Source organism: Providencia sp. 2023EL-00965 (genome assembly GCF_033550225.1).
GTDB classification, from domain to species: Bacteria; Pseudomonadota; Gammaproteobacteria; order Enterobacterales; family Enterobacteriaceae; genus Providencia; species Providencia manganoxydans.
On sequence record NZ_JAWUEH010000005.1, the window covers coordinates 17,923 to 30,803 of the forward strand.

Below are 12,881 nucleotides of genomic sequence, written 5' to 3' on the forward strand. Positions count from 1 at the left end.
TTCATCACGACAGTGCATAGGGAGGAAAAAATGAAAGCAGCGGTATTGTATGCACCCAATGAACTCAAAGTGGCTGAAATTAAGTATCCACAAGTTGGTAAGGGTGATGTCGTCATTAAAGTTAAAGCAGCCGCGATTTGTGGAACCGATGGACGAATTATTTCAGGTAAGAAAACCAAAGGTGTACGTTATCCCTCTGTGATAGGCCATGAATTTTCAGGAGAAATCGTTGAGATCGGCGAAAATGTAACTGACCTTAAAGTAGGAGATGCAATTGCGGTTGACCCTGTTGTACCGTGCCGTTCTTGTATTTACTGCCGCATAGGTAAAGAAAATGTCTGTTTAAATCGCCAAGCTATCGGCTATGAATTTGATGGTGCTTTTGCAGAATATGTACGAATACCTGAAGCCGCTTTGTCATCCGGCAATGTCTTTAAAATCCCTCAAGGGATGTCTTTTGAAGCCGCAGCATTAGCAGAACCATTAGCTTGCTGCATCAATGGGCAGAAAAATGTGGGTATTGAGCTTGGAGATACGGTGGTAATTATTGGTGCAGGACCAATCGGATTAATGCATGTACTACTCGCTCGTTTCTCTGGTGCAACAAATATTATTGTCAGTGAACTCAATGAGCAACGCCAACAAGCTGCATTAAATTGTGGTGCCACACGCGTCGTTAATAGCCAGCAAGAAAACTTGCTAGAGGTTGTGAAAGGCTTAACAGAAGGCGTTGGTGCAGATGTTGTCATTATTGCGATAGGGATCCCTGCATTAGTCAATCCAGCCTTAGAGCTCGCTAGAAAAGGTGGGCGCGTTAACCTGTTTGCCGGTTTCTCAAAAGATGATATGGCACAAGTGGATGTCAATATTATCCACTATAACGAGCTCATTTTGACTGGTGCTAGTGCTTTAAGTCGCGAGGGATATCAGCAAGCATTAACACTGATTTCTTCTGGATTAATTGATATTGAGAAATTGGTGACACATCGATTCGCACTAGATGACATTAATGAAGCAATGGTAACCGCCCAAAAAGGTGACGCGATTAAAATTATTATACATAACAATTAAAAACAGGCGTTGGAGGCAACATGATGGACAGTGTCTATTTGGGAATTGATGCGGGCAGCAGTAGTGTAAAAGTATGCGCTTTTAATTTTCATGGCGAATTACTGGCAAAGGCTTCTCGCGACACCAATATTATTTCCAAATCTCCCAAAAACCATGAAATTGACTTAAATGACTTTTGGAAAAAGACCGCAGATGCAGTCAAAGAAATCACGACTCAAGTGAAGAATATTGTTTCTGTGAGCTTCTCTGTTGCTTGTCCAACGCTGGTTTTATTAGATAAAAATCATAAACCTGTCGCAAATGGTATTACGTATCTTGATGGGCGTTCTGAAAGTTTTATACAGCAAACACTCGGGGAAAATTTAACGCATGTTCGGGCACTTTCTTGTAATAGTCCAAGTCCATCTGCATGCTGGGTAGGTACATTGGGTTGGCTGCAACAACAACACCCCGAACTCATGCAGAAAGTGCATAAAGTTGTCCTACTCAATAGTTTTTTATCCTTAAAGTTAGGCAGTAAGAAAGCGGCCATTGACCCGACTCAAGCTGCCTATTCAGGGGCTGTAGTACTGGCCAAGGCACCTAAGTGGTCAAAGGAATTATTAAAATATTGGAAGTTTAACCACGATATTTTACCACCTATTTATCAGTGTACTTCTGTTGTAGGGAAAGTGAGCTATGAAGCTGCTCAAGAAACGGGACTACAAGAAAATACACCGATTATTTTAGGCTCAGCAGATACAGCAGCAGCTGCATTTGCAGTTGGGTTACTTGATCCTGAAACCGCATTTGAATCAACAGGAACATCTGGGGTGATCACGTTTTGCCTAGAAGAGCCAAACTTTGATCCCCGCTTTATGAATCGCTACCACATTGTGCCAAATCAGTGGTTAGCGCATGGGGCAATGTCGACAACAGGAGGAACTTTTAACTGGTTAAATCAAGCTATTTGGCCTGAGGTAAATGACCATGAGCAATTAGAAATATTTTCGAAATCATCAGTGCCTGGCGCAAATGGATTAATTTATTTGCCTTATTTAGCTGGAGAACGTAGCCCTATTTGGGATGTGAATGCATCAGGTGCTTGGATTGGCCTACGTTTGAATCATACTCGTGATGATATGGTTAGAGCCGCTTTTGAAGGTACTGCGTATGGTTTAAAACAAATTTTGAATATTGCTAATGAAAAATGGGGAGTCGTATTGGATGAGCTACTGAGTGTCGGAGGAGGATCACGCAATACGTTATGGACTCAAATTAAAGCGGATATTCTTCAAGTTGAATACAATATTGCTCAAACAGCAGATGCAGCAGCTTTTGGTGCTGCAATGGTTGGTGCAACTGGCGCCGGTTTTTTCTGTGGTATTAATGATCCAGACTTACCGATTATAAAAACTGAAGATATTACCTTCGCACCAAATCAAGATAAGAAAATACAAGATACTTATCACAAACAATTTACGATTTATAATGAACTGTATCCGTTATTAAAAGAAACAATGCATAGATTGTCGAATAAATAGATTCATTACATAGATTTTAAACTAAAAAAATTCTTAATGTTAATTTATTAATTAACAGGAATTGTCTCATTCTAAAAAAAGCAGGTAATAAAACGTGTATTAAATAATAAGCTGCTCTGGAGCGAAAATAATGATAAATTCAAATCCGATTAAACCAAAGACGAATTATCGTTGGGTTGTATTAGCCCTGATTTTTATCGTCTATGCTGTAAATTATGCAGATAGAAGTAATATTGGTGCTGTTTTACCTTTTATTACAGATGAGTTTAAATTAACTAACCTCGAAGCCGGCTCTCTAGCCAGTATGTTTTTTCTCGGTTATGCGTTATGCCAAATACCCGCAGGTTTTTGGATGGCGAAACGCGGGATAAGGGGTATGGTATCGTTATCTATACTCGGTTTCTCAGCCATGACTTGGTTTATTGGTCTAGCACAATCAGCCTTTGCTATTAAATGGTTACGCCTAGGTTTAGGTATGACAGAAGCACCAACGCCCGTCGGGCTAACATCGACGATTAACAACTGGTTTCCAGCAAAAGAAAAGGCGACAGCAACAGGGGTTTATATCGCCTCAACAATGTTTGCACCAATTATTGTTCCCCCTTTAGTCGTTTGGATTGCATTAACTTATGGTTGGCGTTGGGTCTTTATTCTATTTGCTATTCCAGGTATTTTCCTTGCAATTATTTGGTATTTATTTGTTAGAACAAAACCAGAAGAAAGTCGTTTTGTTTCACAGAGTGAATTAGATTATATTCGTGCAGATAATTCAGAAATTGCAGAAAAGAAAGTAGAAGGCAATATCGTTCTTAACCCTAAATTTAATACGTTGGATAAATTCATTCGTGTTAAATCAGTTACACCATTAAATTCCGCATCTCAAGTATTTAAATCGAAAAATATTTGGTGTAATACTATTTCTTATTTCATGATGGTCAGTATTCTCTATGGAATTTTAACGTGGATCCCTTCTTATCTGGTAAATGAAAAAGGGTTTTCATTTATGAAAATGGGATTTGTTGCTTCCATGCCATTTATCGGCGGGTTTATTGGCTCCATATTTGGCGGTTGGATATCCGATAAAGTTTTTGGTCGTCGCCGTAAACCAACCATGCTATTCACCGCCGTTGCTACCATCGCCATGATGTTAGTCATGCTGAATGTTCCTGAAAGTACCACCGCCGTTGCAGTCGCTCTGTTCTCTGTTGGTCTATTCCTCAATATTGGTTGGCCTGCATTTACCGCCTATCCAATGGGAGTGGCTGATAATAACAACTACCCAATTGCGATATCTGTAGTCAATAGCGGTGGGAACTTGGGCGGTTTTGTTTCCCCTATGATGGCTGGGCTGTTATTAGACATGACAGGTAAATTTGACGCAGTCTTCTCCTACTTTGGTATTTGTGCGGTGATTGGCTTAATTATGATCCTATTACTTGATGAACCTAAATAATCAAAAGCCGTATCAGGTGAGTAGTTAACACTCACCTGAATTTTAAAATTATTGAACATAAAATTTCAAAAGGATTATTTGTATGAAAATAGTCATTGCACCTGACTCATTTAAAGAGAGTTTATCTGCATTGAAAGTCGCAACGATTATTGAAGACGGGTTCAAAGAGGTATTTCCTCAAGCTACTTATATTAAATGCCCTATCGCTGATGGTGGAGAAGGAACGGTAGTAACGATGATTGAGGCAACGGATGGGGAAATACGATTTATTGATGTGATAGGCCCATTAGGGACTAGTGTTCAAGCGTTTTATGGATTATCCCAAAATAAACAACAGGCGTTTATTGAAATGGCTGCGGCAAGTGGTCTAGAACTGGTACCTGTTGAATTAAGAAATCCTTTATTAACGACCTCTTATGGCACTGGTGAGTTAATAAAAGCTTGCCTAGATACAGGGGTAAAGCAAATTATCATTGGTATAGGTGGAAGTGCAACTAATGATGGTGGCGCTGGGATGTTGCAGGCCCTAGGAGCCAAATTGTTGGATTCACATGGGCAACAAATTAAACTTGGGGGTTTAGCACTAGCTGATTTAGCTCACATAGATGTGAGTATGATGGATCCTAGGATAAAAGAGTGCCAATTCAGTATTGCTTGTGATGTTTCTAACCCATTAATTGGTAAAAATGGAGCATCCGTTATATTCGGCCCTCAAAAAGGTGCGACAGATGAGCATATCCAAATATTGGACAAAAATTTAGAACATTTTGCCGACATCATTAAGCGCGATTTACATGTTGAAGTTCACTACATTGCAGGTGCAGGCGCAGCAGGTGGAATGGGCGCTGCATTGCTGGCTTTCTTTCAAGCAGAATTAAAGCCAGGATTTGATATTATCGCAAAAACACTAGACCTTGAGTCGAAAATCAAAGGGGCGAATTTAGTTATCACTGGGGAAGGAAGATTAGATAGCCAAAGTTTAAATGGTAAGGTCCCTTTTGGTGTCGCTCAATTAGCGAAAAAACATCACATCCCCGTGATTGCTATTGTCGGAAGCCTTGGCGATGATCTCAGTCATTTACAACAATATGGTATTGATGCCGCATTTAGCATTTTACATAAAGTCAGTACGCTACCAGAAGCGCTAAATAGCGCTGAAAGTAATTTATTTAATTGCACTAAAAATATTGCGAACACATTGAATATTAAAATAAGCGATATAACCTGAAGTGACACACTTAAAATTTAACTTTATCTACTATATTTTAAACTGAGTTTATTTCTCTTGATTTTTTTAATAGTTATTGAATACTGGAGTTATTAAATTAAAAAATAAATATTATTAAAACTTATGATTTAAAAATTGATTTCTATTTTACAGCACCAGTAAAGAGGTTGAAATATGTATGATTATTGTCTTACCTCCCAATTAGCTCAAGAAATCGTTGATAGAACAATGAATATTATTGATTGCAATATTAATGTTATGGATGAGAACGGATGTATAATAGGAAGTGGAGATAGTAATAGATTAGGTGAATTTCATGAAGGAGCTTTGCTCGCAATCAAACAAAAACGAACAGTTGTTATTGATGAAGCGATGGCAAATCATTTACATGGTGTTAGGCCAGGTGTTAATTTGCCGCTTTATTTGAACAGTAAAATTGTTGGTGTGATTGGTTTAACCGGAGAACCTACACAGATTAAACAATTTGGTGAGCTTGTTTCTATGACCGCGGTTATGATGCTAGAACAGGCAGAGATTTATAATCATTTAAATTTAAATGACCGTTTTAAAGAAGAGATTATTCTCGCTTATATCGACAATGGCACTATACCCGATAACATAACTGAATGGTCTAAAAAACTTAATATTAATTTTTCTATCCCAAGAGTTGCTTTCATTATTGAGGTTGATAGTGGTCAATTAGGGGTAAATAGTGCATTTAGTGAATTACAGGAAATTAAAAAATTAATTGAATATAATAATTCAGATAATTTAGTCGCCATTCAATCACTGACTGAGATTATCTGCTTAAGCCCAGCATTAAATAAATTTAATCGTTGGGATATTGAAGAGAAAAAAAAGAAAATTTTCAGTCTAGAATCTGATATCCAAAGGTTGTTTAAATTACAAGTAAAAATCGCATTGGGTAATTTTTTCTTTGAATCACCAGAAGAAGCAATAAAAAAATCTTATGAAACAGCCAAAATAACCCTTCAGGTAGGGAAAGCTAAAAAACCAAAATTAAGGGTTTATTGCTACCAAGATATCATGTTACCTGTCTTATTATATGGCCTAAATTTCAAATGGTCATCAGAAGAACTATTAAAACCGCTAAATATATTACTACATGAAGATGCAAATGGTGTCTTAATTAAAACATTAACAATATGGTTTAAAAACAATTTAATCATGAGTGAGACTGCTAAAGAATTATTCATTCATCGCAATACATTAGATTACCGACTAAAAAGAATATCAGATATCACAAAGTTAGATTTATTGACCATTGAAAGTAAAGTTTTATTGTATGTTGCGCTACAGCTGAAAAATTAATTCAATAATGGCTTAGGACGAAAATATCGTTTTCACCTAAGCTATAATGCCATCACCAAACGGATATCCTTCATAAATTTTCAACAATAATGGCGTTTTTTTCGGATAGAATGGGTAGTGTGTATATTCACCCGAATGGGATAAATTTTTTCAAAAAACGTATTTAACAAATTATAGTGAAATGCCGAACGGAGATATTACTCAAATCTCAGCAAAAGATATACCTGATCATGATATTTTATTAGGAGGCTTCCCTTGTCAAACATTCTCACAAGCTGTGATTAAAGCAAGGTTTTAATGATACTCGAGGAACAATGTTTTTTTAGATACAGCGGATACTTGCAGAAAAAAAGCCTAAAGCATTCCTCTTAGAAAATGTAAAACAACTTCAAGGGCACGACAAAGGCCGAACACTACAAACCATCATTAACATATTACAAGGGAAGCATAATCAAGGTATACCTAACGATATTCCAATGAGTGAAGAAGCGCGCCATGCTCTTTCAGTAAAACTTAATTATTGGGTTGATTTTAAAATACTTCGCGCCGAAGATATTGGTATTCCTCAAAACAGAGAACGTATTTTTATCGTTAGGTATTGTCCACTTCCCCTAAAATAAGACAGCTATAATTAGATTTTCTGCCCTAACCATTGCAGAGGTCATGATGAAAAAAGCCCGTTTTACTGAAACTCAAATCGTTAATATTTTAAAACTCGCTGACTCTGGTATGAAAGTCGAAGATATTTGCCGTCAAAATGGGATCAGCAACGCGACTTACTATAACTGGAAATCAAAGTACGGTGGTATGGAAGCTAATGATGTTAAACGATTAAAAGAGCTTGAAGACGAAAATACCAAGCTAAAAAAAATGTTTGCAGAAGTTAGCCTTGAAAATCATGCAATGAAGGAGCTTTTCGCAAAAAAGGTTGGTAATGGCTGAGAAAAAGTCCTGTGCTCAATCATTAAAAGAGGCAGGTTTATCAGTCAGTAAAGCTTGTAAATTAACATCATTACTCCGAGCCTCGTTTTATCGTCAGCCGTTAGATTGGCATAAAAAAGATAGTGTGGTGATCGATGCCATACAAACTGTTATAGCAAAATCACCTCAGTCAGGTTTCTGGAAATGCTATTTTCGGCTAAGATTTCAAGGTTATCCCTTTAATCATAAAAGAGTTTATCGCGTTTATTGCCGCTTGGGGCTAAACCTGAAACGGCGAGTAAAAAAAATACTTCCGAAACGAGAAAAAAGACCATTAGTGATTGAAAAAATCCCGAATGTTCAATGGGCGCTGGATTTTGTACATGATAGTTTATATTGTGGTAAGCGCTTCAGAACACTCAATATTATTGATGAAGGAACGCGTGAATGTTTGGCGATTGAGGTTGATACATCGTTACCCGCGGAGCGCGTTATCAGAGTGCTTGAGCGTTTAAAAACTGAAAGAGGATTGCCGAAACAAATTCGAGTCGATAATGGTCCTGAATTAATCTCAGTTAATCTATTGAATTATTGTGAGAATAACCAAGTTTTACTGTGCCATATTCAACCGGGTAAACCGCAACAAAATGGCTTTATCGAACGTTTTAATGGCTCGTTTCGCCGTGAGTTTTTAAATGCGTATTTATTTAAATCATTAAGCCAAGTTCGAGAAATGGTGTGGTTTTGGCAACAAGATTATAACCTTAACCGAACCCATGAAAGTTTAAATCACCTCCCACCGGAGGTATATCGTAAACAGTTAGAAAATTCTAGTTTGGTGTGTCTCAATTAATGGGAAGTAGACAGTGGACACCATAAAGTATAAAAAGTCATTCAGATATAGAACATATTAACTAGATGTAAAAGAGACACCTTTGAAACAATCTATATTGACATTGAGCAAATTAGCCCTTTTTGTTTTAAGGAGTTCCTGGTATCCTGGCACTATAATTTTATCGCACATTACTTGAGTACCGTTTCAATGGCTATACCAATAGTTGACCTTTTCGCTGGGCCTGGTGGATTAGGTGAAGGTTTTTCGTCCCTTAAAAATTTTCAAATTGTGGTTTCTGCTGAAATGGAGAGCTCCGCTCACGCAACTCTTCGTTTACGGGCATTCTATCGCAATTTAGTAAAGTTAGGAGATAATGCATTAGAACCTTATTTTTCATTATGCAATGGAGTTAATGAAGTACCCAAGAATGAAATACCTCATCCTGACTGGGATGATAAAACAGCTAAAGCATGGGTTATGGCTTGTAATGAGGCCTTACAGTTAACGCTAGGAGACCCTAAGTGTAATGATCGTCTAGACTTAGCCATAAAATCTAGCGGTATAAGTTCAAACACCCCATGGGTATTAATCGGTGGCCCCCCATGTCAAGCTTATTCCCTTGTTGGAAGAGCTAGGAATAAAGGAAATACAACCTATAAACCTGAAGAAGATCACCGTCATTTTCTTTATAAAGAATACCTTCGTACCATTAATGAATATAAACCTCATGTTTTTGTAATGGAAAATGTTAAAGGTATACTTTCATCGAAGATTGCTGGCAAAAAAGTATTTCACAATATCCTAAAAGATTTATCATCTTGCGGTTATAACATCTACTCATTAGCTACTGATACAGTATTTTGCCAGAGTGATAACCCATCAAAAATCGATGCTCGTAACTTTATAGTTCACTCCGAATCATTTGGTATACCACAAGCTCGACATCGTGTAATTCTATTGGGTATTAGACATGACATTTGTATCAATAAAGGTGATAACTGGAAGCCTGATACGCTAAAAAAAACCAAGTTTGTCAGTGTAAAAGACGTTATTTCTGATCTTCCTCGTCTAAGAAGCAAAATATCTAAAGGAAAAGACTCATCTGATAACTGGAGAAATTTATTAATTAAACATGCAAATGAATTATCAAACGAAATAACACAAAAAAATAAATCATTAAGTGATATAAAAGCTGAATTAAATGTTACTAAGTGCTTTAATAATGTACCTAGTGAATATAATGGCTCATATCTTGAATATCAGAAACCAACTATACCTTCTTCTAGCTCACTAACAGAGTGGTATAGAAGCAAGGCTTCTAAAAATCTTAAGTTTTTTTTGAATCATGAAGCTAGAGGCCACATGGAAAGCGATTTAAGGCGCTATCTTTTTGCTTCAACATTTGCAAAAGTAAAAGGACTATCCCCCAAAGGACATGGGGATTTTGATTTAACAGGCTTAGCTCCCGCTCACAAAAATTGGGAGAGTGGTAAGTTTTCGGATAGATTTAGAGTGCAATTAGCAGGCTCACCTGCAACAACAATAACCAGCCATATATCTAAAGATGGGCATTATTTTATTCATTATGATCCTACACAGTGTCGTAGTCTTACAGTTAGAGAAGCTGCGAGGTTACAAACGTTTCCCGATGACTATTTTTTTCAAGGCAATAGGACGCAACAATATCATCAAGTAGGTAATGCCGTTCCTCCTTTTTTGGCACGGAAAATTGCAGAAATTGTCCTTAATATTTTAAAGTAGCAGGTAAAAAACTGCTACTTATTTTCATTTTAACATATTATTGTGTAACGTCATCTTCGTCTGGTTCAGGGATATCAAGCTCTACTGAGTAATAACTTCCTGATAATTTAGAGTCTCCAGGGAATACAATTCCGATGCCAATTAAATCATCAACAGCATCTAACGAAGTACGAGTTGCAGTATTTGGTTTAGAGTTTGCATCAATGGGGTATATTAATAACAAAGGTAAATTAGGTCTTAGTTTTTTTAATTCACTCCATTTATCACTTACCTTAATCGAAACTTCTCCGCTATAATCTATCAAAATATCTCTTTTTGACATTAATGCCTTTATATCAGCAATATTTTTGTCAGTAGGATCAAGCTGAGAACGGTTATTAGTATTAATTATACCTAATTTACCCAGTTCCTTTTTTGATAACTCACCTGATTCAGGTGATATAACACCTACATTCCAAAAATCAAGGATTGATTTATTCCTTTCAATATAGTCAAGAATCATTTTATTATTTAAATTCATATGATTATTACATATGCTATATTGCTCCAAGAAATTTTTTATGACTTCAATGGATATGCCACTAAAGAGTTGATTATTTTTAACTTTTAAGTGTTTCACCTTCTTATCTATCAGTTCGTTAATTAATGTAGATGCAGCATCCCAGTTACCATTAACAATTTCTTTATTTTTATGTTCATATCGTATTGTTTGTACATGACGACCTTCAAAGCTGATATAACTACGAGATGCACTTCCCATTTTCGATACCGCCGTAATCGCCATTCCAGGAATGGATCTAACTCTTACAGCAAACTCTAATGGTGTAATATTTTCATTTTTATATTTTAGAATGTCATCTCTAATTTCTTCCTCTATATATGATAATGCTCTAAACTGTGAAGTAAGCTTTGTAGTAGTCCATAATCTAGGTAAATCTTCATATCCATTTCTATAACCAAACCATCGCCCCATTTGTAGTAAGGTATCATACTGTTTTGTTGTTCTCAGAAAGAATGATACTATTAATCCTTCAAGTGTTAACCCCCTTGCTAATACTGTCCCTCCAATGACAATATAAGTCTTAGGCCCTGATTCATAATCAAGCCTACTATCACTTTCACCATTTTCAATGGCTATTTCTAAATTATTTAATACCTCTTCTAAACAAATCAATAAATCAGTTAATTTCAATCCATCATTAACCGTTAGTGGTCTCTTCTTAGTTTCCTCTATAAATAATTTTTCCATTTTCAAAAATATTGCACTAGTAGGAATAATTAGATCATCTTTATTATCTAAAACCCATTGTCTAACAACATTCGACATATTAGCATGTTGTGCAGTATATTGAGATGTATGTATTAACATAGTCATGTGATGATTTACATGCTTTCTATATCGTCTAATAGTACATGAAATAAGAAACCAAAGTATTGCATGTTCTAGCTCACGAATTAACTCTGGATGAAATGACTCTCTATCATCTCTACTAGCAGGTGTTAATAATTTAATTTTCTCATCTGGAATATTTCTAATAATATTTAATCCTGCTTCTTCATCAGTTTCCTTATTCGCATCTTCAGGATCAAATCCAAATACTTCACGAGCACCAAAATAGCCTCTTGAACGAGGTAGTGCTGTAATAAAATCCTCAGGGTACAAATCTAATAAATCATCAACATCTTTATCATTATTCATGATATGGGGATCAATAAAAACATTAGCAAAAGGAGTCGCTGTATATCCAACATATGAAACTGATGGCAACGCATGAATAATTTTACGAATTTCAGAATTAATGCTTGTCATATCAGTACTATTATCATCAGAAGTATTAACTGAGGCTTGATCGCATTCATCATCTATAATTAAGACTTTTAGTTTTTCTAAAGCTTCAGGAGAAGTACCCAATTTATCATCCATCTTCCCAATAATTGTTTGTCGAAATGCTTCCAAACGGGATTTCTCTTTCTTCATAACTACTAGTTGTATATTTTCACCTGTTGGCACTGTAAATGCCCTATTTGGAGGAATATTAAAATCACCATCATCCTCTGAAGTAGTATAACGAAGCCAAAGATGTCTATTTCTTTCTACAATATCGCTGTCGATACGCCCTTGTGTCTGAGCTCTTAGCTTATTTGTAGTTCCAGCCAATATCACTATTAAGTTATATCCAGCATCAACAGCTTTTGCTATTACCGCAGTCATATTTGCCGTTTTACCTGACTGAACATATCCGACAACCAAACCTTTTTTCTGAAAGTTTTTAACTTTAGGATTTGCAAGCAACGAAACGACTTCTGAAGAAGTATCATCAATCGATGTAACTGTATCTTTATCCCAACGCTTGATATTAGATAAATAACTCTTTAGTGCAGGCCAATGTATATCATCAGCCTTAGGTCCCTCATACCATTCTTCGTTTTGTTTTATTATTGAGTTATCGTGAGTTATATGTTTTTTTTCATTAGCTGCTCTTACTGCATCTAAAGCAATAGCAAATATTTCTAACTTCTCATCAGTGAACTCTACACCCAGTATTTCTAATTCACTCTTCACTGCATTCGCGGCTGACTCAATAGAATCAGTTGCTTGAATCCTACTATTTATCTGATTTATAAATACATTAATACTATCATCTCTATTTTTATTCAAAATTCTTTCCTTAAAATAATAAGTTTTAATAATACATATCATCTTACTACTTTTTGAACTACGACTCACTACTTATGGCATTTAAGTAAAATTAGATA

The 12,881-nt window shown here is 36.1% G+C and carries 9 protein-coding genes and 1 pseudogene; 9 read left to right on the forward strand and 1 reads right to left on the reverse strand.

Going from position 1 to position 12,881, the window contains the following annotated elements:
• Positions 1-30: 30 nt before the first annotated feature.
• The 9 genes and pseudogenes from SC428_RS08285 (at position 31) to SC428_RS08325 (ending at position 10,124) form a co-directional block, all read left to right on the forward strand.
• Complete coding sequence (locus SC428_RS08285) at positions 31-1,071, forward strand: zinc-dependent dehydrogenase (protein ID WP_070925330.1); 1,041 nt, start codon at positions 31-33, stop codon at positions 1,069-1,071.
• Between the two features lie 20 nt (positions 1,072-1,091).
• Complete coding sequence (locus SC428_RS08290) at positions 1,092-2,594, forward strand: xylulokinase (RefSeq protein WP_318706997.1); 1,503 nt, start codon at positions 1,092-1,094, stop codon at positions 2,592-2,594.
• Between the two features lie 130 nt (positions 2,595-2,724).
• The gene (locus SC428_RS08295) at positions 2,725-4,047 is read left to right on the forward strand and encodes an MFS transporter (RefSeq protein WP_140183071.1); all 1,323 of its coding nucleotides are present in this window, start codon (positions 2,725-2,727) and stop codon (positions 4,045-4,047) included.
• Positions 4,048-4,129: 82 nt separating this feature from the next.
• Positions 4,130-5,275, forward strand: a complete 1,146-nt coding sequence (locus SC428_RS08300) for a glycerate kinase (RefSeq protein WP_070925327.1) — start codon at positions 4,130-4,132, stop codon at positions 5,273-5,275.
• 174 nt (positions 5,276-5,449) lie between these two features.
• Complete coding sequence (locus SC428_RS08305) at positions 5,450-6,607, forward strand: sugar diacid recognition domain-containing protein (protein ID WP_283125954.1); 1,158 nt, start codon at positions 5,450-5,452, stop codon at positions 6,605-6,607.
• 178 nt (positions 6,608-6,785) lie between these two features.
• Positions 6,786-6,905: pseudogene (locus SC428_RS08310) on the forward strand (DNA cytosine methyltransferase); the annotation flags it as partial.
• A gap of 37 nt (positions 6,906-6,942) precedes the next feature.
• Positions 6,943-7,227 carry a DNA cytosine methyltransferase gene (locus tag SC428_RS08315; protein ID WP_318707238.1) on the forward strand — a complete coding sequence of 95 codons (285 nt, stop codon included), beginning with the start codon at positions 6,943-6,945 and terminating at the stop codon, positions 7,225-7,227.
• Between the two features lie 46 nt (positions 7,228-7,273).
• Positions 7,274-8,381 (forward strand): IS3 family transposase gene (locus SC428_RS08320; RefSeq protein ID WP_318707003.1). Its coding sequence is split into 2 segments (ribosomal slippage): positions 7,274-7,536 and positions 7,535-8,381, totalling 1,110 coding nucleotides; the frame shifts between segments, so codons are not numbered across the junction.
• Between the two features lie 189 nt (positions 8,382-8,570).
• The gene (locus SC428_RS08325; protein ID WP_318707005.1) at positions 8,571-10,124 is read left to right on the forward strand and encodes a DNA (cytosine-5-)-methyltransferase; all 1,554 of its coding nucleotides are present in this window, start codon (positions 8,571-8,573) and stop codon (positions 10,122-10,124) included.
• A 37-nt stretch (positions 10,125-10,161) separates the two neighbouring features.
• Here the strand turns inward: SC428_RS08325 and SC428_RS08330 are convergent, their stop codons facing one another.
• Positions 10,162-12,783, reverse strand: a complete 2,622-nt coding sequence (locus tag SC428_RS08330) for a Z1 domain-containing protein (RefSeq protein ID WP_318707007.1) — start codon at positions 12,781-12,783, stop codon at positions 10,162-10,164.
• Between the last annotated feature and the right edge of the window lie 98 nt (positions 12,784-12,881).